At 29.6% G+C, this 26776-nt stretch carries 28 protein-coding genes; 12 read left to right on the top strand and 16 right to left on the bottom strand.

Annotated elements, in window-relative coordinates:
- The first annotated feature begins 4 nt into the window (after positions 1 to 4).
- From KV700_RS10880 to mgtE, 4 genes are all read left to right on the top strand, one after another.
- The gene (locus tag KV700_RS10880) at positions 5 to 1798 is read left to right on the top strand and encodes a tetratricopeptide repeat protein (RefSeq protein WP_218597903.1); all 1794 of its coding nucleotides are present in this window, start codon (positions 5 to 7) and stop codon (positions 1796 to 1798) included.
- 96 nt (positions 1799 to 1894) lie between these two features.
- Entirely contained in the window at positions 1895 to 2224 is a 330-nt protein-coding gene (locus KV700_RS10875) for a DUF4286 family protein (protein ID WP_166386141.1), read from the top strand.
- 33 nt (positions 2225 to 2257) lie between these two features.
- Complete coding sequence (gene rsmA, locus KV700_RS10870; RefSeq protein ID WP_166386139.1) at positions 2258 to 3070, top strand: 16S rRNA (adenine(1518)-N(6)/adenine(1519)-N(6))-dimethyltransferase RsmA; 813 nt, start codon at positions 2258 to 2260, stop codon at positions 3068 to 3070.
- Positions 3051 to 4403 carry a magnesium transporter gene (gene mgtE, locus KV700_RS10865; protein WP_166386137.1) on the top strand — a complete coding sequence of 451 codons (1353 nt, stop codon included), beginning with the start codon at positions 3051 to 3053 and terminating at the stop codon, positions 4401 to 4403. The genes rsmA and mgtE overlap by 20 nt, the downstream gene beginning before the upstream one ends.
- A 298-nt stretch (positions 4404 to 4701) precedes the next feature.
- On the opposite strand, the gene KV700_RS10860 is transcribed toward mgtE, so the two are convergent.
- Complete coding sequence (locus KV700_RS10860; RefSeq protein WP_218597902.1) at positions 4702 to 5232, bottom strand: RNA methyltransferase; 531 nt, start codon at positions 5230 to 5232, stop codon at positions 4702 to 4704.
- A 434-nt stretch (positions 5233 to 5666) separates the two neighbouring features.
- Here KV700_RS10860 and mutS point away from each other — a divergent pair, with 434 nt between their 5' ends.
- Positions 5667 to 8276: a DNA mismatch repair protein MutS gene (gene mutS, locus KV700_RS10855; protein WP_218597901.1), complete on the top strand. Its 2610-nt coding sequence runs from the start codon at positions 5667 to 5669 to the stop codon at positions 8274 to 8276.
- The gene (locus tag KV700_RS10850) at positions 8276 to 8731 is read left to right on the top strand and encodes an RNA methyltransferase (protein ID WP_218597900.1); all 456 of its coding nucleotides are present in this window, start codon (positions 8276 to 8278) and stop codon (positions 8729 to 8731) included. The genes mutS and KV700_RS10850 overlap by 1 nt, the downstream gene beginning before the upstream one ends.
- Before the next feature lie 23 nt (positions 8732 to 8754).
- Here the strand turns inward: KV700_RS10850 and KV700_RS10845 are convergent, their stop codons facing one another.
- The 9 genes from KV700_RS10845 to KV700_RS17295 form a co-directional block, all read right to left on the bottom strand.
- Positions 8755 to 9462: a zinc-dependent peptidase gene (locus KV700_RS10845; protein WP_254713008.1), complete on the bottom strand. Its 708-nt coding sequence runs from the start codon at positions 9460 to 9462 to the stop codon at positions 8755 to 8757.
- Between the two features lie 165 nt (positions 9463 to 9627).
- Positions 9628 to 10236 carry a short chain dehydrogenase gene (locus tag KV700_RS10840; RefSeq protein WP_218597899.1) on the bottom strand — a complete coding sequence of 203 codons (609 nt, stop codon included), beginning with the start codon at positions 10234 to 10236 and terminating at the stop codon, positions 9628 to 9630.
- A 67-nt stretch (positions 10237 to 10303) separates the two neighbouring features.
- Positions 10304 to 10867 (bottom strand): Crp/Fnr family transcriptional regulator, encoded by a 564-nt coding sequence (locus KV700_RS10835; RefSeq protein WP_166386125.1) that lies wholly within the window; start codon positions 10865 to 10867, stop codon positions 10304 to 10306.
- Between the two features lie 172 nt (positions 10868 to 11039).
- Positions 11040 to 11417 carry a hypothetical protein gene (locus KV700_RS10830; protein WP_218597898.1) on the bottom strand — a complete coding sequence of 126 codons (378 nt, stop codon included), beginning with the start codon at positions 11415 to 11417 and terminating at the stop codon, positions 11040 to 11042.
- A complete protein-coding gene (locus KV700_RS10825) occupies positions 11417 to 12247 on the bottom strand; it encodes a hypothetical protein (protein ID WP_218597897.1) in 831 nt (276 codons plus the stop codon). The genes KV700_RS10830 and KV700_RS10825 overlap by 1 nt, the downstream gene beginning before the upstream one ends.
- A gap of 460 nt (positions 12248 to 12707) precedes the next feature.
- Positions 12708 to 12989 carry a hypothetical protein gene (locus KV700_RS10820; protein WP_218597896.1) on the bottom strand — a complete coding sequence of 94 codons (282 nt, stop codon included), beginning with the start codon at positions 12987 to 12989 and terminating at the stop codon, positions 12708 to 12710.
- Positions 12990 to 13194: 205 nt separating this feature from the next.
- Entirely contained in the window at positions 13195 to 14751 is a 1557-nt protein-coding gene (locus KV700_RS10815) for an SIR2 family protein (protein WP_218597895.1), read from the bottom strand.
- Between the two features lie 335 nt (positions 14752 to 15086).
- Positions 15087 to 16115, bottom strand: coding sequence for a D-alanyl-D-alanine carboxypeptidase (locus tag KV700_RS10810; RefSeq protein WP_254712905.1), 1029 nt, complete (start codon positions 16113 to 16115; stop codon positions 15087 to 15089).
- On the bottom strand, positions 16116 to 16352 hold the full coding sequence (locus KV700_RS17295) for a D-alanyl-D-alanine carboxypeptidase (RefSeq protein WP_254712904.1): 237 nt from the start codon (positions 16350 to 16352) through the stop codon (positions 16116 to 16118).
- 89 nt (positions 16353 to 16441) lie between these two features.
- Here KV700_RS17295 and KV700_RS10805 point away from each other — a divergent pair, with 89 nt between their 5' ends.
- Positions 16442 to 16768, top strand: a complete 327-nt coding sequence (locus KV700_RS10805) for a twin-arginine translocase TatA/TatE family subunit (protein WP_166386115.1) — start codon at positions 16442 to 16444, stop codon at positions 16766 to 16768.
- Between the two features lie 177 nt (positions 16769 to 16945).
- On the opposite strand, the gene KV700_RS10800 is transcribed toward KV700_RS10805, so the two are convergent.
- The 3 genes from KV700_RS10800 to KV700_RS10790 form a co-directional block, all read right to left on the bottom strand.
- A complete protein-coding gene (locus tag KV700_RS10800) occupies positions 16946 to 17587 on the bottom strand; it encodes an O-methyltransferase (protein WP_218597894.1) in 642 nt (213 codons plus the stop codon).
- A gap of 177 nt (positions 17588 to 17764) precedes the next feature.
- Positions 17765 to 18028, bottom strand: a complete 264-nt coding sequence (locus KV700_RS10795; protein WP_166386111.1) for a hypothetical protein — start codon at positions 18026 to 18028, stop codon at positions 17765 to 17767.
- Positions 18029 to 18031: 3 nt separating this feature from the next.
- Complete coding sequence (locus KV700_RS10790; RefSeq protein ID WP_166386109.1) at positions 18032 to 18598, bottom strand: sigma-70 family RNA polymerase sigma factor; 567 nt, start codon at positions 18596 to 18598, stop codon at positions 18032 to 18034.
- Positions 18599 to 18854: 256 nt separating this feature from the next.
- Between KV700_RS10790 and panB the strand changes: the two genes are divergently transcribed.
- The 5 genes from panB (at position 18855) to KV700_RS10765 (ending at position 22729) form a co-directional block, all read left to right on the top strand.
- A complete protein-coding gene (gene panB, locus KV700_RS10785; protein WP_166386107.1) occupies positions 18855 to 19673 on the top strand; it encodes a 3-methyl-2-oxobutanoate hydroxymethyltransferase in 819 nt (272 codons plus the stop codon).
- Between the two features lie 163 nt (positions 19674 to 19836).
- Positions 19837 to 20775 carry a 2-hydroxyacid dehydrogenase gene (locus KV700_RS10780; protein WP_218597893.1) on the top strand — a complete coding sequence of 313 codons (939 nt, stop codon included), beginning with the start codon at positions 19837 to 19839 and terminating at the stop codon, positions 20773 to 20775.
- Between the two features lie 678 nt (positions 20776 to 21453).
- Positions 21454 to 21840, top strand: a complete 387-nt coding sequence (locus tag KV700_RS10775; RefSeq protein ID WP_166386103.1) for a VOC family protein — start codon at positions 21454 to 21456, stop codon at positions 21838 to 21840.
- Between the two features lie 31 nt (positions 21841 to 21871).
- Positions 21872 to 22318: a hypothetical protein gene (locus KV700_RS10770; protein ID WP_218597892.1), complete on the top strand. Its 447-nt coding sequence runs from the start codon at positions 21872 to 21874 to the stop codon at positions 22316 to 22318.
- 12 nt (positions 22319 to 22330) lie between these two features.
- Entirely contained in the window at positions 22331 to 22729 is a 399-nt protein-coding gene (locus KV700_RS10765) for a DoxX family protein (protein WP_218597891.1), read from the top strand.
- A gap of 796 nt (positions 22730 to 23525) precedes the next feature.
- Here the strand turns inward: KV700_RS10765 and KV700_RS10760 are convergent.
- The 3 genes from KV700_RS10760 to ybeY are packed head-to-tail and all read right to left on the bottom strand — an operon-like array spanning position 23526 to position 26776.
- A complete protein-coding gene (locus tag KV700_RS10760; RefSeq protein ID WP_218597890.1) occupies positions 23526 to 24383 on the bottom strand; it encodes a class I SAM-dependent methyltransferase in 858 nt (285 codons plus the stop codon).
- 55 nt (positions 24384 to 24438) lie between these two features.
- Positions 24439 to 26316, bottom strand: a complete 1878-nt coding sequence (gene mnmG / locus KV700_RS10755; protein ID WP_218597889.1) for a tRNA uridine-5-carboxymethylaminomethyl(34) synthesis enzyme MnmG — start codon at positions 26314 to 26316, stop codon at positions 24439 to 24441.
- Between the two features lie 49 nt (positions 26317 to 26365).
- Positions 26366 to 26776 carry an rRNA maturation RNase YbeY gene (gene ybeY / locus KV700_RS10750; RefSeq protein WP_218597888.1) on the bottom strand — a complete coding sequence of 137 codons (411 nt, stop codon included), beginning with the start codon at positions 26774 to 26776 and terminating at the stop codon, positions 26366 to 26368.

Genomic DNA, 26776 nt, shown 5'->3' with positions numbered 1-26776 from the left:
ATTGATGAAACAACTGTTTTTACTTATTTTTATTACTATAACTAGCGTTAGCTTCTCTCAAGGTGATTATTATTTGGCAGAAGATTACTATAGAGAAGGAGAGTATGAAAAAGCCACTCAAATCTTTAAAAACTTATATGCTAACAACCTTTTTAATACTACTTATTTAAGTAGATTGATTTCTTGTTATCAAGAAACCAATAAATTTAATGAAGTAGAAAAACTATTAAAAACCGCACTTGACAAAGACCCTAAACAAGCTTTTTTCTATGTGCACTTAGGGTATAACTACCAAAGACAAGAATTACAAGAGTTGGCAGAAAAAAATTACTCTATTGCCTTAAATTCTATTGATACAAATAGTTTTTATGGCGGATTTATTGGTAGACTTTTTAAAGATTACAATCTTTTAGACCATGCTATTTTAGCCTATACAAAAACAATGGCTAAAAATAAAAAAGCAGATTATAACTTTAGAATTGCTCAGATTTATGGTGAAAAAGGTGACTTAAAAAAAATGTTTGAAGCTTACTTTAATCTCGTTGATAAAAACATTGAAAATTACGATTTAGTAAAAAGATATACGAGTAGTTATATTACAGATGATGCAAAAAATGAAGCAAATATTTTATTTAGAAAAACACTTTTAAAAAAATCTGCGAGTAACCCAAAAGATGTTTGGAATCTTTTATTAAGTTGGCTTTTTACACAACAGAAAGATTACAATAAAGCTTTTACGCAAGAAAAAGCTCTGTACAAAAGAAACCCTGTTGATTTAAATTCTATTTTTGATTTAGGAAAAATAGCTTTTGAAAACAAAGATTATACTACTGCTAAAGAATGTTTTTATTTTATAACCGAACAAAAAACTTTACAAATAGAAAAAATTGAAGCTTCATTATACCTAACAAAAATAGCAGTCGCAACAGATAATCCTGAAGTAGAAAATATGTTTCTATCTCTTTTTAATCAATATGGTAAAAATTCATATACCATAAAATTACAAGTGGAATATGCTGATTTTTTAACTTTTAAAAAAGACCAACCAAACGAAGCTAAAACTGTTTTAGAAGAAGCCTTAAACTATTCTCGTTCTCGATTTGATAAAGCCAGAATAAAATTAAAATTAGGAGATATTTTGGTTTTTACAGGAAACTATAATAAAGCATTGATTTATTTTTCTCAAATTCAAACGCAACTTAAAAACCACGAATTAGCACAACAAGCACGTTTTAAAGTAGCACAAACAAGTTATTATAAAGCAGATTTTACATGGGCTAAAGCACAGTTAAAAGTATTAAAAGGCTCTACAACACAATTAATTGCCAATGACGCTCTAGAGTTGTTTTTAAAAATTACAGATAATGAACCAGTAGATTCTATTCCGTCTGGCTTAAAACAATTGGCCAAGGCAGAACTGCTTTCTTATCAGAATAAAAATGAAGAAGCATTAACCGAATTACACAGTTTGTTTATACCTAAAAACGTTTTTGAAAACGGGTTAACACCAGGAGAAGTTATATACGATGATGTATTATTTTTTGAAGCAAAGTTGTTCATCAAACAAAAAAAATATGACGACGCTATTGCCAGTTTTTCAAAAATTATAGCCGCCGATAATCAAGGTATTTATGCAGATGATGTCTACTATGAAATGGCAGAATTGTATAATAATCAATTAAACAACCCAGAAAAAGCCTCAGAATACTATCAAAAGATTATTTTTGACTATTCTTCTAGTATTTATCTTGTAGATGCTAGAAAAAAATACCGAAAATTAAGAGGAGATGATATTTAATCATCCTGCAAGGGTTCAAAAACCTTGTAGGTATAAAAATAAATTAATAAACCTGCAAGGTTCTAAAAACCTTGCAGGATAAGGAAAAAAAATAGCATGTACATATACAACGTAACTATAAATATAGATGAAACCGTTCATTTAGAATGGCTAACCTGGATGGAATCGCACATTTTAAAAGTACTAAATACAGGCAAATTTACAGTAGCTAAATTAACCGAAGTTTTGGTAGAAGAAGAAATGGGTGGTAGAACGTATTCGATACAATATACCGCAAATACAAGAGAAGATTTAGACGATTATTACAAACACGAAGCAGAAATATTACAACAAGAAAGCCTGCGAAAATTTGGAGATAAAATGTTAGCTTTTAGAACAGAATTAAGGTTGATAAAAGAATTTTACCCTACAAATACTAACAATTAAGAACAATTTCTTTACTTTTTAAAAAACATAAACATGTCAGTTAAAGCAAAAAAACATTTAGGTCAGCATTTTTTAATGGATGAAAGCATTGCAAAAAACATTGCAGATGCCTTAACTGGAAATGGGTATGATGATGTCTTAGAAATTGGTCCGGGAATGGGGGTTTTAACCAAATACTTATTACCTAAAAAAGCAAAAGTAACTGTCATGGAATTAGACAGAGAATCTGTTGCTTATTTACATGAAACTTTTCCTTTAGAGCACATTAAATTAGATACCTCTAAAGAACATTTCGAAATTATTGAAGGCGATTTTTTAAAGAATCAAATTCAAGATATTTTTAATAAAAAGCAAGTAGCAATTATTGGTAATTTTCCTTATAATATTTCTACACAAATTGTTTTTAAAGCCATAGAAAATAGAGACTACGTACCAGAATTTGCAGGTATGTTTCAAAAAGAAGTAGCTAAGAGAATTGCAGAAAAAGAAGGTAGTAAAGTGTACGGAATTTTATCTGTTTTAACCCAAGCCTTTTTTGATGTAGAATATTTATTTACAGTTCCGCCAACAGTATTTAATCCGCCACCAAAGGTAGATTCTGGTGTAATACGATTAGTTCGTAAAAAAGATTATTCGTTACCTGTAGATGAAAAGTTATTTTTTAGAGTAGTAAAAACCGCCTTTAACCAACGAAGAAAAATGCTTCGTTCTAGTTTAAAGTCTTTCAATATTTCGGATTCTCTAAAAGAAGACCCTATCTTTGCGAAACGCCCAGAACAATTATCTGTTTCTGAGTTTATTTCACTTACGCAAAAATTGGCAGAAAATGACGTTCGAAATCAATGATGAATCCCTAGAAAACCTATCAGAACTTATCATTTCTAAAAATGATAAAGAAATAACAGCATTATTTTCTGAAGTCCATTTTGCCGATATTGCAGAAGTTTTAGACGAAGTTAATTTTGATGAAGCTATCTATATAATCAAACTTTTAGATAGTGAAAAAACATCAGAAATACTTACCGAATTAGACGAAGATACGCGTGAAGAAATTTTAAAAAACTTATCTGCAAAAGAAATTGCCGATGAGGTTAGAGAAATGGATACCGATGATGCTGCAGATATTATTGGTGAACTTTCAGAAGAGCGACAAAGACGTGTAATGTCTGCTTTAGAAGATGATGACCATGCGGCAGATATTAAAGAGTTATTGTCTTATAATGATAATTCTGCAGGAGCTTTAATGGCAAAAGAGCTCGTAAAAGTTTATGAAACCTGGACCGTTGCCGGCTGCATGCGTAGAATAAGAGGGCAAGCAAAAGACGTTACCAGAGTGCACTCTATTTACGTAGTAGATAAAGAAGATAAACTAGTAGGTAGAATGTCTTTAAAAGACTTAATAATTGCCAAATCAGACCATAAAATAGCAGACATTTGTAAAGCAACCGTAGATGCTGTAAACGTGCATGAAGATGATGAAGCCGTTGCCAAAATAATGGCTAAATACGATTTAGAAGCCATACCTGTTGTAGATGATAACAACGTTTTAGTAGGTAGAATTACTATTGATGATATTTTAGATGTTATTAGAGATGAAGCCGACAAAGATTATAAAATGGCTGCTGGTTTTTCTAAAGATGTAGAAGCAAATGATACCATTTGGGAACTTACAAAAGCACGATTACCTTGGTTAATTTTAGCCCTTTTTGGTGGTTTTGTTTCTGTTTCTATTTTAGGTAGTTTTGATAGTGCAATGAGCAGTTTTCCAGAACTTTTTTTCTTTACCCCTTTAATTGCTGCAATGGCAGGTAATGTAGGTGTACAATCTTCTGCAATTATTGTGCAAGGTTTGGCCAACGACAGCTTAAAAGGATCACTATTTAAAAGGTTGTTAAAAGAAATATTACAAGGCTTGTTAAACGGTTTTGTATTGGCTGCCTTATTAATGTCTGCCGGAATGTTGTTTTTAGGTTTTCCACTAGATTTAGGTATTACCGTAGCAGCTTCCTTAATTTCCGTAATTATTATTGCCTCAATTATCGGTACTTTTATCCCTATTCTTTTAGCTAAAAAAGGCATCGATCCTGCTTTAGCAACAGGCCCATTTATAACTACCAGTAATGATATTTTAGGAATTTTAATCTACTTTTCTATTGCTAAATTAGTACTGGGTTTCTAAATTTTTTAGAAGCTATTTACAGCTTTCTGCACTCGCTTTTTTTGCTAAAAAAAGCAAAAAAGAGCTCAAACAAATGCTTCAATCTGGACTAAACTTGTTTGCTAACTACTTGTATTTATAAAACACCTTTTTTAGTCTAATTTGACAATTCAATATAATGCTTAAAGAAATAAAAAAAATAACAACCCACTAGTCATTTAGCCGCAAGGAGAAACCTCATAACAACAATATACAAACCAAAGCAACCTTATCTGATTTCTCTATCTGTTCGAAAAAGACAAACAGTATGAAAAAAGGACTATTTTCTTAACTTCACAAACAAGTCCCAAATAACAACCCCTGTAGTAACAGAGATATTTAAAGAATGTTTGGTACCCAATTGCGGAATTTCAATACACAAATCACTCGCATTTACAACTTCTTGTTGTACTCCTTTAACTTCATTACCCATTACAATAGCATACTTCTCTCCTATCGTCGGATAAAAAGTGTCGAGCATTGTAGCGTTTTCTGCTTGTTCAATAGATAAGACTTTTACATTTTCTGCTTTTAATTTTTCAACTAAAGTCAACGTATCCTCTACATATTCCCAAGCCACAGATTCTGTTGCACCTAAAGCTGTTTTATGAATATCTTTATTTGGCGGAGTAGCGCAAATACCACATAAATAGATTTTTTCAATCAAAAAAGCATCACTCGTTCTAAACACAGAACCAATATTATTTAAACTTCTAATATTGTCTAAAACTACTATAATAGGCGTCTTCTCTACTGTTTTAAATTCATCAACAGTAATTCTTCCTAACTCGTTATTCTTTAATTTTCTCATACTTATTTTATTCAAAACTCCAAACCTCACAGAGGTTTTAAAAACATTCGTTTATAAGAGTTTTATCGCGTTCCTAACTATAATTATTTGGCTAAAGCCAATATTTAACTGATCATTAAACACAGACTAAAGTCTGTAACAATCCATAATTTTAATTCAATTACCTGTAGATTTATCCACAGGTCTTAAAGTATTTCCAGCATAATGGCTTTAGCCCAAATTTTGTTTTAATCAACAACCTCAACCTAAGGTTACAAGATATGCTTCGAAACAAATATTTAACATTTTAAAGCATGCCTCAGTAAATAAAGCTCCTAACTATCGCCCTATAATTAAAAGTTCTGACTTATTGTGAATAAGTTCACTACAAACTGCCAACTGAATACTGACTACTTTTTCTATCTTCGCAAAACTAACTGAAAATTTCCAAAAACTTGGCAAAATCAAAAGCAAAAAAGGTTACTCCTTTAATGAAACAATACAACGCAATCAAGAATAAATATCCTGATGCAATGTTACTTTTTAGAGTAGGAGATTTCTATGAAACCTTTGGTGAAGATGCTAAAAAAGCTGCTGATGTTTTAGGAATTACCTTAACAAAACGTGGTGCCGGAAGTGAAACAGAAACTGCATTGGCCGGTTTTCCGCATCATTCTTTAAATACCTATTTACCAAAGTTGGTAAAATTTGGAATGCGTGTTGCCATTTGCGATCAGTTAGAAGACCCGAAAATGACCAAAACCATTGTAAAACGTGGTGTTACAGAATTGGTTACTCCTGGAGTTTCTTTAAATGACGAAGTTTTACAAACCAAAACAAATAACTTTTTAGCCGCGGTTCATTTTGATAAAAAACAACTCGGAATTTCTTTTCTTGATGTTTCTACAGGAGAGTATTTAGTAGCGCAAGGAAATGCAGAATACATAGATAAATTGTTGCAGAATTTTAGTCCGAGTGAAGTCTTGGTTCAAAAACAACACAAACAACAATTTTTAGAACTTTTTGAAAACCGTTATTATACGTTTTATTTAGATGATTGGGTTTTTCAAAAAGAATACGCAAACGAAACGTTGCAAAATCATTTTGAAGTAAAAAGTTTAAAAGGTTTTGGAATCGAAGATGTTAAAAACGGAATTATTGCTGCCGGTGCAGTGATGTACTATTTATCTGAAACGCAACACAATCAGTTAAAACACATTCAACATATTGGTAGAATTGCTGAAGATAATTATGTTTGGATGGATCGTTTTACGGTTCGAAACTTAGAACTTTATAATCCGAATTCTGTAAACGCAGTAACGTTATTAAATGTTATTGATAAAACGATATCGCCAATGGGCGGAAGATTGTTAAAACGTTGGTTGGCGCTTCCATTAAAAAATATAGACGAGATTAAAAATCGTCATGAATTGGTAAAGTTTTTTATAGATTCTGATGAGTTTTCTCAGACGGTAACCTATCAATTAAAACAAATATCCGATTTAGAAAGATTGATTTCTAAAGTAGCAACAGGTAAAGCTTCACCAAGAGAAATTGTACTTTTAAAAGATTCTTTAAAGGCGATTCTTCCGATAAAAGCATCCGCAGAAAAGAGTAAAAATAAGGCTGTAAAAGCTCTCGGAAATCAGTTACATACTTGCAATGATTTAATTGAAAAAATTAATGAAACTTTATTTGATGAAGCTCCGGTAAACATCAATAAAGGAAATGCCATAGCAACAGGTGTTCATCAAGAATTAGATGATTTACGCGCTATTTCTAACTCTGGTAAAGAGTATTTAGATAATATGCTAAAACGTGAAACAGAGCGCACAGGAATTACAAGTTTAAAGATTTCTTTCAACAATGTTTTTGGGTATTATATAGAGGTTAGAAATTCTCATAAAGACAAAGTTCCGCAAGAATGGATTCGTAAACAAACCTTAGTAAATGCAGAACGTTATATTACTGAAGAGTTAAAAGAATACGAAACTAAAATTTTAGGTGCTGAAGAAAAAATAGCGAAAATAGAACAAGAAATATTTTCTAAGTTATTACAATATATCATTCAATATGTACAAGTTGTGCAAGAAAACGCACAAATTATTGCAAAAATAGACTGTTTACTTTCTTTTTCAGTTTTAGCGATTGACAACAATTATGTGCGCCCAATTATGGATGAAAGCACAGATTTAGAGATAAAAAATGGTCGTCATCCGGTTATTGAAAAGCAGTTACCAATAGATCAAGCATATATTGCAAACGATGTTGTGCTGAACAGAAATCAACAACAAATAATTATGATTACCGGACCGAATATGTCTGGTAAATCTGCAATATTAAGACAAACAGCATTGATTGTTTTATTAGCACAAATGGGAAGTTATGTTCCGGCTCAGAATGCAAAAATTGGTATTGTAGATAAGATTTTTACCAGAGTTGGTGCAAGTGATAATATCTCGATGGGAGAATCTACTTTTATGGTAGAAATGAATGAAACCGCTTCGATCTTAAATAACGTTTCTGAGCGCAGTTTAATTTTGTTAGATGAAATTGGTAGGGGAACCTCTACTTATGACGGAATCTCGATTGCATGGGCTATTTCTGAGTTCTTACACGAGCATCCAACCAAAGCAAAAACATTGTTTGCAACGCATTATCATGAATTAAATGAAATGACTACTTCTTTTGAGCGCATTAAAAACTTTAATGTATCGGTAAAAGAATTAGAAAACACCATTATTTTCTTGCGTAAATTGGTTTCTGGTGGTTCTGATCATAGTTTTGGTATTCATGTTGCCAAACTTGCAGGAATGCCGAATATGGTAATCCACAGAGCGAATAAAATTTTAGCAAAACTAGAAAAGAACAACAAAAACGCCGAAGTTAAAGACGTTTTAAAACAAGATCAGAATGAAGAAATGCAACTCAGCTTTTTTCAGTTAGATGATCCGTTATTAGAAAACATTAAAGAAGAAATTTTAGCCACAAACATTGATACTTTAACACCTATTGAAGCCTTAATGAAGTTGAATGAAATTAAAAGAATGTTGATTAAAAACTAATGGTAAATAATTTAGAACAAGGTTTTTTCGGAATCGGAATTCAGAATGGAAAAACGCCCGAAAATTTAGGAGTTCTTTGGCGTTCTGCACAAAATATGGGTGCAAGTTTTATTTTTACCATTGGCAATCGCTATGCTAAACAAGCTTGCGATACACACAAAGCTACTGGAGCAATGCCTTATTTTCATTACAAAACTTTTGATGATTTCTTTAATAACTTACCAAAAGGCGCTATGTTAGTGGGGGTAGAATTAGATGAAAAAGCAGTACAATTAGAAACTTTTAAACATCCGAGACGTTGCGTATATTTATTAGGCGCAGAAGATCATGGATTGTCTAATGCAGCTATTGAAAAATCGCATCATTTGGTAAAATTTAAATCGGAATTGAGTTTAAATGTATCCGTAGCAGGAAGCATTATTATGTATGATCGGCAAGCGAAGTTTAATTTTTAAAGTTGATTAAAACACATCTTAGATCATAAAACAGGATCCTTTTTATTAATTGGATCTTGCTTTAATAATTGCGTCATACTTTCATACAATTCTGGCTCGTTTTCTTTAAAGTATGCTGCTTGTTCAATAAAGGTTTCTAATGAAACTGAAAAGAACTCGACAAGATTTGTACCTGCATAATCCCTTAAAACGATGTTTTCTTTCGCTTTTATTTTTTTAAATTTCGTTTTTGCTTGACTTTTCCAATTTTCAAAATCTCCTTTATTAAATATTTTAGAGAAATAAGATCTTGTATGATTCTCGAAAATTAAACAATGACCAAATTCGTGAATAGATAAATTAAGCGCATCATCTGTAATTTTAAAGCCCTTTTCTATTGCAGGCCAAGACATATTTATCTTTTTAGTTGCAATATTTACATCACCCTTAAAAACTGCTGTATTATTTTTGTAAGAGTAAGAACTTGGTGCAACAAATACATCATTAAACTTATTTAAAGTATCCGTTTTTAATCCAAATGTAATTTGAACAAAAGCACTCGAAATAATAATTTTCATTTTTTTATTTACAATGAAATCAGGCTCTGAACTGAAGTTTGTTGTAGAAATAAATAATAATGTTCTTGCTTGAAAATTAGTTTTATGAACATCTGAAAGGTTCTTATAATATGAGTTTGATTTAAATAGAACTTCATGACATTCAATTTTTGATTTTCTTCTAAAAAAAAGCAAGAATGATAGTGACAAAAATGTTTAAAAAAGTAACGCTCTTGTGTTTGGTTTGGTTCGTGTTTTAAGCTACTAATTTAGTAAATAATAACTAAATAAAAAGTCCTCACAAACTTTCGTAAATAGATGAGGACTTAGCAATAAATTATATACGGCTTAAGTTTGTATTTATGCATCTACAAAAATTACTTGACCCGTAATAAATCCATCAACCGAACGTTCAAAAGCTTTACCTACTAACTTTCCAGGAACTGGCTCAAAACCTGGCATCATTTCACCATAAACATCCCAAGCCTCTTCTAAAACAGTTGGGTTTATTGAGTTTACTCGGATTCCTCTTGGCATTTCAAAAGCAACACATTTAACAAATGTATCAATAGCGCCACTAGTAGTAGCATCAGCAATTGCAAAAGGTATAGGCTTAGTATTTAAAATTCCTGTTATTAAAGTAAATGCCCCCTTATCTGCAATGTATTCTTGACCAATACGTACAATGTTTATTTGTCCCATCATTTTACTTAAAATGGTACTCATCCATTGTTCTTCGGTCATTTCAGTAAAATTTGCATATTCACAAACACCAACAGTGTTTACAACAGCATCAAAATGACCAACATCTTCATATAATTTCCTTAATGATGCTTCGCTTGTAATATCTACTTGAAAGTCATAGCTATCAGCAGAACGTCCAGCAGTTATAACTTTGTGTTTTCCTAGCCCCATAAGAGCAGCTTGTCCCATTTTTCCGTTTGCTCCAATTAAAATTATTGTTTTCATATAATATCTGTTTTTAAATTATATGCAAATTTATGAAGCACTAAAGGTTTATGAAGAGGACATTTGTCTAATACGTAATATTAGCCCTTATTCGACTTAGGTGACGTTGTGTAACGCCTAGGTAAGAAGCTATATAATGTAGTGGAATCTCCTTGATATATTCAGGTTGCGTTGTAATTAAATCTAAATAGCGTTGTTGAGCCTTATCTTTTTGATGATTAAATATCCATTTTTCTAATTCAACATATTCCTTTTCGGCAATAATTTTCAAAAAACGCAACCAATTACTATTTGATTTGGCTAAATTTTCTAAAGTTGCTTTTGGTATTGAAATTATTTCAGCATCTGTCAGAGCTTGAATATTTTCTTCAGATTTTTTTTGTGAAATAAATGAAGAATAAGCCATTAATAATTTATTAGGAAAAGTGAAACAATATGTGATTTCATCTTCATTATTTGAATAATAATAGGAACGAAAAATTCCACTTTTGACAAAAGCTATAGAGTCGCAAATTTCATTATTATTAATATATAAATCGCCTTTTTTTAATAAAATAGTTTGAGATAAATTCAAGAAATCATTAATCTCTATGTCGGTAAATAAATTAAATGATTTTAAATATTCTTTCATTTCTTTCTTTGATGTTTGGTATGCTCAAATTACCGCCAACGTGTTGGTATATGAAAAGTAGTAGAATAATAATGCTTTTACTTTCAGTTTATACACAAAATAGTAGAAAAGCACAAACTTTGTAGCCCACACTTAACTGCTATTTTTTATATAACGTGTTGTGGTTTGTATATTATTCTATTTCAGTAATCGCAACAGTTTTAGTAAAGTGTTTTTTTTCAATTATAATTACAATATGCTTATTTAAATATATAGCTAAATCATAATCTCTAACTTTATCATTATCATAATAGGCTCCAGATTTTTTTATTATTGTATTCATACAATATATTTTTGTTGGCTTTAAATTATACAAAGTGTCTGTAATAGATAGTGAAGTAAATTCTGCTGAATTATCATTGTCTTTAAATACAAAAATATGTTCTTTTTCTGTATAGTCAAATCCTTTTTTTAAGTATTTGCCATCTAGCTTTATAAATAAAGTATCTTTTACTTTTTGAGAGAAACAAATAAAAGGAAGAAATAATATGACTAAAAATATTTTTTTCATTACTTACAAAAGTTTTTAGTTAAGCCCGATAGGTTTGTATTAATTGTATTATTTATTTTAATTGTGTCTTTACCTTTATCTAGCCAAGCTTGTAATTTATGGTTTTTTAATCCTTGCCATGCAAGCGCCTCATAAATATTATCTAAAGTATTTAATGGATAATTTTCTTTGTAATATTTTACCTCATTAGGTATTAATTTTTGATGAGTATTTTTTAGTGCTAATATCATTTCGTTTAAATATAATTTAGTCATAGTCTCGTGTTGAGGGTCTGGTTTAAAGTTAACATTTTTAAAATGGTTAAACGTTTGTTTAAAATCTAAATCACCGTTTATTGAATATTTTGTATTTAATTTTCTAAACATATCTGCATGTATATATTCATGTAGTATAGTTCTTATGCCAGCTAATGAAGACATATTTGATAATCTTCCAGTACTAATATTAATATTTATTAATGAGGAACCAGGTAGATACGTAGTTTTTCCATTAAGTTCAATATTAGTATTTTTTCTAAAAATTTTATCTTTTGAAGATCTATTTATGTTAAATTCAGAGTTTCCATTAAAATTAGCTAATAAATCTTTAACAAAATCATTACTATCTTTGGTTAAACTATCGTTTAAACACTCTGCTTTACCTGTAAGGTCAGAGGAATCAATATGATCTTCCAAATCCTTTACACAATCACCATTACTATTAGGAAATAACCCTGGTCCACAATAACTAATTGCATCATTAATAAAAGCAATTTTTTCTTCTTTTTCTCCAGTATTGTTAGTGCCTGTTTTTTTATAGATACCAGCACCATTTGGCCCAAATCTATTCATTTCGGGCAAACTACCTCTAGTTATACAAATTTCCTCATAATCATACCCAGTTATTGTTGTACCTTGGTATACTATAAAAATTCCGTCTTCATCACTAGATATATTATACCAATCTGTATATTCTGTAACAAGTCTAACAGTTTCACAATTTGAATCGCTTTTAGCAAATGTTGATGTTGAAGATTCTTTTTTTGTTTTAAAAGGTGAATAGTGTGTTACATTACCTTTATCGACTTTTTTAGTATAGACAAAGTTTTTTTCTTTATCTACTAAATAAATGATACCAGAATAATTTTTAGAATTAGAGAATGAAACTTCTGAATTAATTAAATGACTATTTTGGGTGTCTACATTTTGATAAAATTTAGCAGCAAAAAAATTAAAATCTCCTTCATTATTTTGAATGGCTACTATTTTATATTTAGTATAATACCCTCCTTTTCGTTTAAGTTTGTTTAACTCATTGGGGGTTCAATAAAGAAGTATAATTGACAGGAAGTTCGTAGTAAAATAATTCTAAATCTTCGGAGTAGGATTTTACAGGGCTGCTAAAATCTACAGTAAATTCATAAGGAATTAAGTTGCTAAAATCATTTTGATTAAAGATTTTTTGTAGTTGTTCAGAAACAGTATTTTCCTGAACTAGTTGGTTTTCTTCTTTTTCACAATTCCAAAGTAATAATGAAATTCCAAAAAATAGAATTCCAAGTTTAAAAAGGTTGATTGATTTGTTTTTGTTCATTTTGATTATTGTTATAAATTTAATGATTAATTTTTAATTCTACAAGTTGCAATTTTATCGTAATTTTTCTGGATATAAACCACAACGTTGTTGTATAAGATTAGTTGCGTGTTTTAAGTACTAAAGTTAGCAAATAAATCACAGATAGAAAGTCCGCGAGGACTTTCGTAAATAGACTAAAACCAGCAATTAATTTTATACGGTGTTAGCCACCGTTTTTATACGCTAAGTAATCATATAGACAGATTAGTTTTCTGAAATATGTATTTCCCAAAGTTTTATTATTTATATTCTCTTTCAAAAAATTATGTAACTGTTCAATATTTATTTTTTCGGTTTCCAAAAGAGGTGTATAATATAAAATATGCGCAAAATCTTCCCCTTCTTTAAGCTCTTCGAAATTTTTATATTTTTCGTTAATTTCCTCAGCTTTTCTTGAATAATTTTGTGCAGGGTAAAAGTTTTGTTGCTGAATTGAATTTACCTTTTCAATAAAAGCAGGACTGAACTCTAACGTTTTATCATCTGTTGGAATTTCCCCATCTTCATTTAAGAAACCGCCACCATTCAAATGCTTAAAATATGGTATATAAGTTCCGTTTATATTCGTAATTACGTTTTTTGAAACTTTTTCTGCATTCCAATTTTTAGTTAAAACAATATCTTGCAATAAATCTCTCAAATGAATACCAGTATAACCAACTTCTGAGAGTTTATCTCTAACACCAACACCGTAGAAAAACTCAACCTTTTCAATATCTTCAATTTCATCTAAATCATCACTAACAAAAACTTTAGATTTTGATTGGTTTGATTTTACGTAATCAAAAACCATATCTTTCATATTTCTAAGAATTTTTATTGGAAGTCTTTTTTTGTTATTTGCCAATACAGTATATAAAGGACTAAAATTATTTAATCTTATTAGCTTTATAGGAAGTACTGTATCTGAAATCAAAAGTGTACTATCAATCATAGTTGGTTCAATATCGTCTGGAATCCATTCGCAAAAGATTAATCTATCTTTTAGCTTATCAATATTATGTCTGCTTAAACAAGCTATTATTGATTTCAAAATTTCTTGAATATTATGGTCGTTTAAGCTGTAACCTAAAAATATTATAGGTTGCTCAATGAAAATAGTTAACAACTTTGCTGCTAAATATGGGTTTTTATTATTGAAATTTTCATAGTCGCTTGAAGTTAGAACTAATGAATTTGGTTTAGAGCTACATCCGTGAATTTTGTAAATATCTCCAACAGAAATATAGTCTTGGAATAAAATACTTTCTTGACCAATAAATACACTAAAATCCGGAAATATTGATTCTAAAAATAAATCCCAGTTTGTAGTTATTATACCATCAATATTTATTTTTCGAAATAGATTAATTTCTTGCTCAAGTTCCTTTATGTTCGTTAATCCTTTATTTCTGATATATTTCGTAATTTCAAATTTGAAGGGACATTGTGAGGTTTTAACTTTGTCTTGAAATTCTTCACGACTCTCCGTAAAACGCTCTTCTTTCCACCACAAATCGTAAAATTCCTCCGCTATAATTGAAGCAACTTCAGGTAAATCTCCATTTGCTTTAGATAAATAATATCTAAAACTATTAGCCATTCCGATTTCAGCTGTGATTTTTTCGAGTAGTCCTGTCCAAGTTTCTAAACCTAAATACCTTCTCGAAATTCCTGAACCAACAAATAGGAAAGGTGACGTAGCAAATTTATTTAGATGTATTTTTAATTCTTCTTCCAAAGTTTGTTTTTAAATGGTGGCTAACGCTTTATATAACAGTAAAAATTTGTTTTATCCCCTAAATTCACAGGGTTTAAAAAAAAGTATTTACTTTTATAATTATTTCTTGATATTTAGATTTAGCAATTTATTATATGGTAAAAATAAACCATAAAAATATACTTGTTAATAACAAAACATTAAAATTCATTTTTTACTAAAACGTTTCGAAAATTTGAATAAAAAATATACCGCGGCCGCCAAAAATATTATTTGAATTACTTGCCAAATAAAACCTCCTGCACTAAAATCATTTATCGCTTCTTCCATATATGTTGCTCTTTTTTTAAATATACTTAATAATTATCTCTTAACTCCTCAAAAACAGCTTGCATTTTCTTTTTTACTTCAGCATTAGAATGCATGTAATGATTGTTCATATAACTGAATATTAATGTTTTTCCGGAGTTTGTAATTAAGTAACCACTTAAATTATAATTGTTCCCCAAAGTACCAGATTTTGCATGAATATACGGTTTTGGGTTTCCAGAAAACCAATTTTTTAAAGTCCCAGACTTTCCGCCAACCGGAAAAAACTGAAACAACCTTTTTATTGGAATTTTTTGATGCATTTTGGTTAAAACTTCGACAAAAGAAATCGGTGTAAATAAATTATACCTACTCAATCCAGAACCATCTACCCAACGTGGTTTTTGTTTTAAATCTTTCAATTGATTTTCTAATAGATAGTTTATTGCTTTTGCAGAATTTAACGTGTCTGAAAGAGTGGATGAAGCTAAAACTAAAATCTGTTCTGCTAAAAAATTATCGCTTACTTCCATCATTCTTTTAAATAAAGAATCTTTAGGAATACTGTATGCAATTTTAGACGGTTTTAAAGCCGATTTATGCAGTAAACTTACTTTGTTGGGTAAAATGTCATTCCAGAGATTTAAAAGCAAAGAATCACTTATAATCATCGGAATTTCGGTTTCTCTTTTCCTATTTTTTCCAAAGTAAAAAGAGTTAGAAAGCTCTTTTCTACCGTAACTTTTATCTGTAATTTCTAATTTATCAGAAAAATAGTTAGGGGCAACTTTTATTGAATCTTCATTTTGGACAAATACAACATTTCCATATATAGGAAAAGCACTTCTTTCTGGACTAAAATAGCTATCAAAATCTTCCCAAGCCCAACCTGGTCCGTATCTTTTATCAGAAATATTATTAGCTATTATATGTACTTTTTTATATTTTTTCGCCAATTTTAAAGCGGTACTGTCTTTAAAAAATGGATGTAAAAAAGTAGGATCTCCTGTGGCTTGTATTGTAATTGTATCTTTATTTACAGCATATTTAAAAGCCGGAATTGAATCTGGTAACATTTATAACCCCGTAAAAAGTGTAAAAATTTTGGTATTACTTGCGGGTGTAAAATACTTATCTGCATTATAATTATAGAGTACTTTGTCTGCTGCTACATCATAAATATAAATTCCCGTAAAATGATTATCAAAAAAAGAAGTTGCTAATTTTTGATCGATATTTCTAGATAATTTAACCGTTTTACAGCTTGTAAAATAGACAGTTACAAACAAAACTACAAGTACTCTTTTAAGCATTTAAACTATTTTTAATATTTTTTTTTTCTAAACTACAAATATTTTGGTTTGTGAAGTTTATATATTGAATAAATATTTACCTTTGTTTTATGAATTCTACTCTTTTATTTATTAGTGGTCCCGAAATAATGGTTGTCATGTTAATTGTGGTAATGCTTTTTGGTGCAGATAAGATTCCTGAAATTGCCAGAGGATTAGGAAAAGGAATGCGTCAGGTAAAAGATGCAACCAACGATATTAAGAGAGAAATTAATGAAAGTGCTAAATTGCCTATTTCAGAGACTGATTCTGCAAAAGAAGTTACTAAAGGTGTTAATGAAGAATTTAAAAGTATTACAAAAGACATTAACAAAGGAATTAATTCTGTAAAAGATAATATTGAAGATCTAACAGGTCCTATAAAACGTAATTTCTAACTTTACTTTATTCTGAATTTAGTTATAGAATAGCACATTACATTCAAAAAAAATCTTTACCGCACAAAAAGAAAACCATCATTAATAATTTAACAGCTTCTTTTTAACTATTTTATTTGTTTTTAAACAGCTATGTTTTTGTTTACAAACATTGTTTTTTATCCTGTGAAACAGAAACTACTTTACTCTACTTATTGTTAAACCATCTCTAATTGGCAAAAGTACCGTTTCAACTCTATCGTCTGTATTTAATAGTTTATTGTAAGCCAAAAGTATTTTTGTATCCTTATCTTTTGGATCTAATTTTTCAACAACTTTACCACTCCAAAGTACGTTATCAGATAAAATAATTCCACCAGAATTCATTTTATCTATAATTAAATGAAAATAATTAATGTAGTTTGTTTTATCTGCATCAATAAAAACCAGATCAAATTTCTCATTAATGGTAGGTATAATATCTATTGCCTTACCAACATACTGTTTTATTTGATTTCTAAAACCAGATTTTTCAAAGTATTTATTTTGAAGTGTTTCTAATTCTTCATTCTTATCTAATGTAAAAATTTTTCCTTCGGGTGCTAAACCTTCGGCTAAACACAAAGCAGAATACCCAGTATAAGTACCAATTTCTAAAATATTTTTTGGTTGAATTATTTTTGAAATCATAGACAATACTCTTCCTTGAAGATCACCGCTTAACATTCTTGGGTTTAATACTTTTTGCCAAGTTTCTTTACTTAATTCTTTTAAAATTGTAGGTTCTTGTTGTGAGTGATCTACAGCGTAGTTGTCAATATTTTCTGGTAAAAAATGCATCTGATGTTTGGTCGAGTACAGTCGAGACCTTATTAAGTTTCTTTACAAATCTCTCGGCTGTACCCGAGAAAATAAAAAGCGAATGTACAAAAAAACGGAATCTATATTTCTATAAATCCCGTTTCAATCTAACAAAAAATCAAAAAATGTAGTTTTTTAAAAACTACCAAAATATTTTTATTCTTTTATTTTAGCTAACTCTTTTTTAAGAGCTTCCTTTTCTTCTTTACTAAGGCAACGTTTTGTTGGTTTACAACTTCTTGCATGCCCTTTGTACATATTTGTAAGTGCTTTATTTTGCTTTGTGTAAAGACAACATATTTTACAACTTAAAAAATGTAGATTTAGTTTTATTTTTTCAACTAAAGAAGCAGCACCATATTGGCTTTTATCACAAATAGTAGTTGCTTCGTCGCAAGTAATTTTTAAATTTTTAAACATCTCTTAATTATTAAACCAATTATCTTCCATACATTTTCTGAGCTGTGTTCTTGCTCTATGAATGATAACCCATAAGTTGGACGCTGTAATATCTAACTCCTTACAAATTTCTTCAGTTTCGAACCCTTGTATGGTTTTCATTCTAAAAACCATTGCATATTTTTTAGGCAAAGCATCTATACAAGAATCTAACTGACTTTTTAATTCTTCGTTTTCAATGGTTTTCTCAGATTCATTGTCCCAACTCTGTGGTACCCTCTCTTCTAACCAATTACCTTCGTTTTCACCATCATCATAAAAATTCATTCTAACTTCAGCTTGCCCTTTTTTAGAATTTATTTTTCTATAATAATCTATAATTTTTCTTTTTAAAATAGAAATTAACCAAGTTCTTTCTGTAGATTTTCCTTGAAAATTTTTAGCAGACTTTAATCCTGCAAAAAAAGTATCTTGAACTAAATCTTTAGCTAAATCACTGTTATTTACACGCACAATAGCATAATTATACATATAGTCTGCATAATTATCTATCCATTTGTCTGTGTTTAATACAACTTGCTCTTCTGTCATTTAATAAATAAAGGTCAAAGATAATGTTATTTTTTATTCTTTACTCTTTTAGATTATCACTTCTTTTTACACCTAAAACATAATTAATTAAATACAGGTTGTTAGAAATTTAATTAGATAATTATAAGTAACCAGCAATAAATCTAAACAAATAGCTTAATAATAAAATTTATTTTTCTTAAGATTAACGAAATATTAACTTGTTTAATCTTTATGCTTTTCCTTACATTTACATACTATTTTAAAAACAAAAAGTATGTCAACAGCAAAAAAAGAATATAAAAAAGTTACCGTAAAATCTTTGGTAGATATGAAAAAGAATGGAGAGAAAATTTCCATGCTAACTGCCTATGATTTTACAATGGCAAAAATTTTAGATGGAGCTGGAATCGATGTTCTTTTGGTTGGTGATTCTGCCTCAAATGTTATGGCAGGTCATGAAACAACTTTACCTATTACGTTAGATCAAATGATTTATCATGCAAGTTCTGTTGTTAGAGCAATAACCAGATGTCTAGTGGTTGTAGATTTACCTTTTGGTAGTTATCAATCTGACCCAAAAGAAGCCTTGCGTTCTGCCATTAGAATTATGAAAGAAAGCGGCGGACATTCTATTAAATTAGAAGGTGGTAAAGAAATTAAAGAATCTATTAAACGCATTTTAAATGCCGGAATTCCTGTAATGGGTCATTTGGGTTTAACACCACAATCTATCTATAAATTTGGTACCTATACGGTTAGAGCAAAAGAAGAAGAAGAGGCAAAACAATTAATGGAAGATGCTTTAATGTTAGAAAAATTAGGCTGTTTTGGAGTTGTTTTAGAAAAAGTACCAGCTAAATTAGCACAAGAAGTTGCAGAGGCTATTTCTATTCCTGTAATTGGTATTGGTGCCGGAAATGGTGTAGACGGACAAGTTTTAGTTACCCACGATATGTTAGGAATGACACATGAATTTCATCCTCGTTTTTTACGTAGATATTCTGATATGCATGCAGATATGACTGGTGCTTTTGAAAGCTATATTGCAGATGTAAAAACTGGTGATTTCCCTAATGATAAGGAGCAATATTAGAGCCCATTCTAATCCTCCCAAAGGGAAGGGACTTCTTGTTACAAAAATATGATCCACTAAATTCACAGATAAACACGAATGAAGTGTGTGTTTATCTGTAAAATTTGTGGGAAATAAAAACCTCTGTTGACTATGTTTCTATGTGGTCAAAAAATTATTACAAATGAAAATTCTACACTTAGATTCAAATCATCCTCTTTTACTTAAACAACTCTGCGAGTTGGGTTTTAGTAACGATGAAGATTACACTTCTTCAAAAGAAGAAATTCTAGCTAAAATTCACAACTACGATGGTTTTATTATTAGAAGTCGATTTTCTATTGATAAAGCATTTTTAGATAAAGCTACTAATTTAAAGTTTATTGGACGCGTTGGCGCAGGTTTAGAAAATATAGATTGTGCGTACGCAAAAAGCTTAAATATTGAATTAATTGCTGCTCCAGAAGGAAATAGAAACGCCGTTGGAGAACATAGCTTAGGAATGCTATTATCGCTATTTAATAAGCTAAACAAAGCAGATAAAGAAGTTAGAAACGGAAAATGGCTACGCGAAGAAAACCGAGGAATTGAACTAGACGGTAGAACGGTTGGTTTAATTGGTTATGGAAATATGGGGAAATCTTTTGCAAAAAAACTACGTGGTTTTGATGTGGAAGTATTGTGTTATGATATAAAACCAAATGTTGGTGATGCAAATTGTAAACAAGTTTCTTTAGAAGAATTACAAGAAAAATCAGATGTTTTAAGTTTACACATACCACAAACAACACTTACTCAAAACATGATAGATGCAGATTTTATCAAAGGTTTTAAAAAGCCTTTTTGGTTGATAAATACCGCGCGTGGAAAATCTGTAGTTACCAAAGATTTAGTTGCTGCTTTAAAAAATGGTAAAATTTTAGGTGCCGGTTTAGATGTTTTAGAATATGAAAAAGCCTCTTTTGAAAATTTGTTTTCTGATGATAAAATGCCAGAAGCTTTTCAATATTTAATCAATGCAGAGAATGTTTTGTTATCGCCACATGTTGCCGGTTGGACTGTTGAAAGTAATGAAAAATTAGCACAAACTATTGTAGATAAAATTAAGGCAAAATTTAAATAGATCATTTTATTTTAACATTCAGACCCTTCAGGTTTTAAAAACCTGAAGGGTCTTTTTATTTTATAAAACTTAAAGTAAACATTTCTACCTTTTCAAAAAAAATTACTCAAGGTATCTTTTATCACTGTTACCCTACTTCTCCTTTGGTCGAATTAGTTAACTTCTACAGAAGTGACAATTTTGTGTTTTTTTTATATTCAGATATGCTTACACCCAGATGTGTCATTTCGACCCTTTTTAGGAGAAATATCATGAAGTTCCTCGGTTTTACATTAACTTATTTATAGAATCATTCAATACTTAGAAATCACAAAAATTCATTAACTTGTTAACCTTTCTTATTCCTAATAAAGAATAAAAAGAAATTTATTATTGTCAAATTTTATGAGATTTTTAAATCAACAAGAAAGTCTCATTTTGAAATGACAATTGTATAAATCTAAAATTATGCAATACAAAGCCACATCAGCAGAAGAATATATAAATCAGGTTCCTAAAGAATGTAAAATACGCTATTAGATTTACGTACAACAATCAAACAAAACCTACCAAACTGTATAGAAGAAGGTATTCCGTATGGAATGATAGGCTATTATATTTCTCATTCTTTGTATCCAGATGATATCTGTTGATGAATGTATGGCAGTTTATGAAACTAATATTAAAAAGAAAAAGTTTATGAAAAAAAGAGTTACAGGAATTGGAGGTTTGTTTTTTAAATCTGAAGATGCAAAAGCAGCAAAAGAATGGTATAAAAATCATTTAGGATTTAATACTGACGATTGGGGATCTACTTTTTGGTGGAAAGATGAAAACGGAAATAAATGCGCTACACAATGGAGTCCATTTGCAGAGGATACCAAACATTTTGAACCTTCTAAAAAGGATTTTATGTTTAATTACAGAGTAGAAAATTTAGTAGAATTATTAGCAGAACTAAAGAAAGAAGGTGTTACTATTGTAGGTGAAATGGAAGAACATGACTACGGTAAATTCGGTTGGATTTTAGACAACGAAGGAAACAAAATTGAACTTTGGGAACCAATAGATAAAGCATTTCTTTAGAAATATATAAGAACAAATTAATCAAAAAATCATGTCAGAAAAAAGTAAAAATATAGAAGAGAACCTAAAACAAACCGCAGGTTCAATTTCTAACGAAGCAAAAGATACTCTTAAAAATACAAAACAAAAAGCCAGTAAATTTGCAGACACTGCAAAAGAAAAAACAAACGAATTTGTAGAAGATGCTAAAGAAGTTTTTGGAGATGCAAAAGAAAAAGTAAATGAACTTTTATCTGATGAAAATATAGAAAAAGTAAAATACAAAGCAGAAGAATACTCTGAAATAGCAAAACAAAAAACTACTGAATTTACAGATGACGCCAAAGAATCTTTTGAAGATTTAAAAGAAAAAGGTTCTGAATTAGCTGGAGACGCGGCAGAACATTTAGCCGATTTTGCAGAAGATGCTAAAGAGGAAATAAAAGAGATGAAAGAAAAGTCGAAAAGCTTTTTACAACGATTATTCGGAAAATCATAAAGAGAAGTAATTATGCGTTTTTTATCAGACCACCCAACCGAAATTTTAATACTACTATTTTTAATCATCACTTTTTTAATATCAGCATTTGAAAAAATACTAGATTGGAAAGGAACTGTATCTTTTATAAAAGATCATTTTAAAAATTCTCCATTAAAGGGCAGTGTTCCGTTTTTATTATCCATTTTATTAATCATAGAAATTATTGCTGTAGGATTTATGCTTATTGGAGTGTATCAAATTTACACTTCGCAAGCAAAAGAAATTGCTTTACTCGGAATACAGCTTTCTGCGATCAGTATAATTTTTATGCTTATTGGGCAACGTCTTGCAAAAGATTATCCAGGAGCGATGTCTTTAGGTGTCTATTTTATTATTTCACTTTGTGGTGTATATTTACTAAATAAGTAAAACTGATATTTTTAATAAATAATATAAATAATATTTATAGAAAAAGCTCTTAAAACAATCGTTTTAAGAGCTTTTCTTTTTCAACTAAGGTATTTCTATTCTATTAGAGTTAAACTTTTAACAAGTCTTTTTAAAATCGTTTTTAATGGCTTTTTAAGTACAAAAACTAAAGTAAGATATACTTTTCTTCTTTTTGATGTAAATGAAACTGAAAACTGATTTTACAACGTTCTTTTTCAATTTTGATATCTATTTCTTAAAAACATCTTTATTTAGTATTCTAATGTATTTCTAATATACGAATTGTTTACAAAAAAAATTAAGCTTTATCCGATAAGGAAAAACACAACTAAACCAGAATTTAAAAGAGAATACAATTTTCAGAAAAAACTAATTAGAATTTAATTTAGAAACTAAAAATCAGAATTACATTCTAATTACTTCTATTTATAAAAAAGTAATTTATTTTGAAGTAACTGAACTTTTCAAACTTATTATAAATCTGTAAAACGGGTATTATATAATTCTACAAAAGCTACCACTACTCCAACATTAATAATGATTATATAAAATTTAATATTTATTACCTGGTAATCTATTTTTTAATTTAATGTTTGTAGCTAAACCATAAAACCATTCTTAGATCAATTTTTTAAATATTGTTTAAAAAAACGCTCCTAATTTTAGATTAAAAATTAAAATGTTCCACGAGGAACAACTTGATTTATCATCATAAAAAAACCTTCAAAATTTTAATTTTGAAGGTTTCTAATATTTTTTAAAAAAAATTATAATACTACTTATTTTTAATCACATAGATTAAAGAAGAATACTCAGAACTAGAACTTGCTTTTAAATTAGAAACAAAGCCTCTATAAAAAGCTTTCATAGGATTCATTTTACCTGTTTTATATTTTTCACTTAAAAGCGAAACATAATAAGAATCAAACTTCATTGGTAATATTTTTTCTACCTCCATATTATCTTCCGAGAAAATTTTCTGAATGGAGTTTTGAGAAAAATGCCAAATATGTCTTGGTACATCAAAAGCTGCCCAATACTCTTTATAATATTTTGCATCATCACTTTTATGATTAGGAACTGCAATAATTAATCTTCCATTTTTAGAAAGCAATTCTTTTAATTTAGAAATATAATCAGACAATTTTTCAACATGTTCTAAAACATGCCAAAGTGTAATTACATCAAATTTTTTATTTTGAATATCCAATAATTCTTCTTCTAAAAAAACTCCTTTTTCTTTAGCAATTCTTCTTGCATCAACACTTGGTTCTACACCCAGAACATTCCAATTATTAGAAGCACATATTTTTAAAAAATCTCCTGTACCTGCTCCAACATCTAAAATATTTTTTGCATCTGTTTTAAAAGAATTGATTAAAGCTAATTTTCTTTTTAACGTAATATTTTTTACAGACTGATATACTTTATCTATAAATGTTTTTTTACTATCCGTATGTGAAATATAGTTTTCACTCTTATAGTAATTTTCTAAATCTACCGGAATTGGTGAAGTCACCAACATATCATATTCCTTATTAAACATTACTTCATAAGTTTCATCTGAAACTGTAAAATCTTTACAATTTATAAATGGTTCTAGTCTTTTGTGAAGCCCTCTTTTTTCCCCCATAATTCTTTTTCTTTTTAAATTGTTCCACGAGGAACATAGCAATTATTTTCACAATTTATCTACCCATATAAACCAAAAGCACAGAGATGTCGCTGGGTGAAACGCCACTTATTCTACTCGCTTGTGAAATGGATGTAGGTTGTATTTTACTCAACTTTTCTCTAGCTTCAAAAGACAGAGATTTAACTTTTTGATAATTAAAATGAGAAGGGATCATAACATTCTCTAATCTATTTAATTTATCTGCATTGTTCTTTTCTTTTTCTATATATCCAGAATATTTTAAATGAATAACGGCTTGTTCAATAGCTTCTTTATCAATATTATTTTCTTCTAAAAAAGCAGCCAATTTCTTTACATTTTTAAAATCAGAAAATTCTAATTGCGGTCTTGCAGCAATTTTATAAAGCTTCATAGACTGGTTAATTAAAGCTAAATTCTTTGCTTCTAAAATAGGATTAATTTCCTCTTGTTTTACACTCGTTTCTTGTAAAAACTGAATTAACAAATCTGCTTTCGCTTGTTTTTCTATAACTCTATCTAATCGTTCTTGAGACGCTAAACCTAATTTAAAACCAATTGGAGTTAATCTTAAATCTGCATTATCTTGTCTTAACAACGTTCTATATTCTGCTCTAGAAGTAAACATTCTGTAAGGCTCTTCTGTTCCTTTAGTTATTAAATCATCTATCAAAACACCAATATAAGCTTCGTTTCTTTTTAATACAAACGGTTCTTTTCCTTGAACTTTTAAAGCAGCATTTACACCAGCCATTAAACCTTGTGCAGCAGCTTCCTCATAACCTGTAGTTCCATTTATCTGTCCTGCAAAAAACAAATTCTCTATTAACTTTGTTTCTAAAGAATGTTTTAATTGTGTTGGCGGAAAATAATCATATTCTATAGCATACCCATATCTTAAAAACTTTACGTTTTCGAAACCAGCAACAGAACGAATTGCTTTGTCTTGAATATCTTCTGGAAGAGAAGTAGAAAAACCATTTACATACATTTCACAGGTTGTCCATCCTTCTGGTTCAATAAACATTTGATGTCTATCTTTGGTTGCAAAACGATCTATTTTATCTTCTATAGAAGGGCAATATCTTGGTCCTGTAGATTTAATTCTACCATTAAACATTGGCGATCTATCAAACCCAGTACGTAACAAATCATGCACATCTAAGTTTGTATACGTAAGCCAACAAGAGCGTTGTTTTACCAATGCTTTAGTGGTTGGTAAGTAAGAAAATTTCTCTGTAACTTCATCACCAGGTTGCTCTATCATTTTAGAATAATCTAAAGATCTACCATCTACTCTTGGTGGCGTTCCTGTTTTCATTCTACCAGATTCAAAACCTTTAGCAACTAAATCTTCTGTAATTCCGGTTGATGCTCCCTCACCTGCTCTACCACCTCCAAAACTTTTATCTCCAATATGGATCAATCCATTTAAAAAAGTACCTGCAGTTATTACAACAGTTTTTGCTTTTATTTCTAAACCTAAAGCAGTTTTAACTCCTATAATTTTATTACCATCAAACAATAAACCGTTTACAGAATCTTGATAAAAATCTACATTTTCTGTTTGCTCTAACATTGTTCTCCAACATTCTGCAAACTGCATTCTATCAGATTGTGCTCTTGGACTCCACATTGCAGGTCCTTTAGATTTGTTTAGCATCTTAAATTGTATCGCTGTTTTATCAGTAACAATTCCGCTATAACCTCCTAAAGCATCAATCTCTCTAATTATTTGTCCTTTTGCGATTCCTCCCATTGCAGGGTTACAACTCATTTGCGCAATATTTTGCAAATTCATTGTAATTAGTAAGGTATGCGCACCCATATTGGCAGCAGAAGCCGCGGCCTCACTACCAGCGTGACCACCTCCTACTACAATAACATCGTATGTTGTTGAAAATAAACTCATTATATTATAGTTCCACGTGAAACCTTGTATTTATATTATTGATTATCAATTATTTGAATTCAGATAATGCCACATTTTCGGCATTTCTCATCTCTTTTTTCTCAATTTCTGTTTTATCTTTAAACCCCATATAGTGAAGTACGCCATGTATCATTACTCTATGTAATTCTTCTAAAAAAGAAACCTCAAAATCTTTCGCATTATCAGCAACTCTTTCGATAGAAATATAGATATCTCCACTAATTAACTTACCTAAAGTATTGTCGAAACTAATTACATCCGTTAAAGTATCGTGTTGTAAAAACTCTACATTTAATTTATGAAGGTATTCGTCATCACAAAAAATATAGTTTAATTCACCTAAACTAAAACCTTTTTTTGAAACCACATTATCAATCCAATATTCTAAAAGATTTTCATCTTTTAAATCAAAATCTGTTTCGTAATTAAAAGTAACCAT

Origin of the sequence: Polaribacter sp. NJDZ03 (assembly GCF_019263805.1) — a bacterium.
Taxonomy (GTDB): Bacteria; Bacteroidota; Bacteroidia; order Flavobacteriales; family Flavobacteriaceae; genus Polaribacter.
Note: the sequence above shows the minus strand (reverse complement) of the source record. Positions and strands in the feature narration are given on the sequence as shown.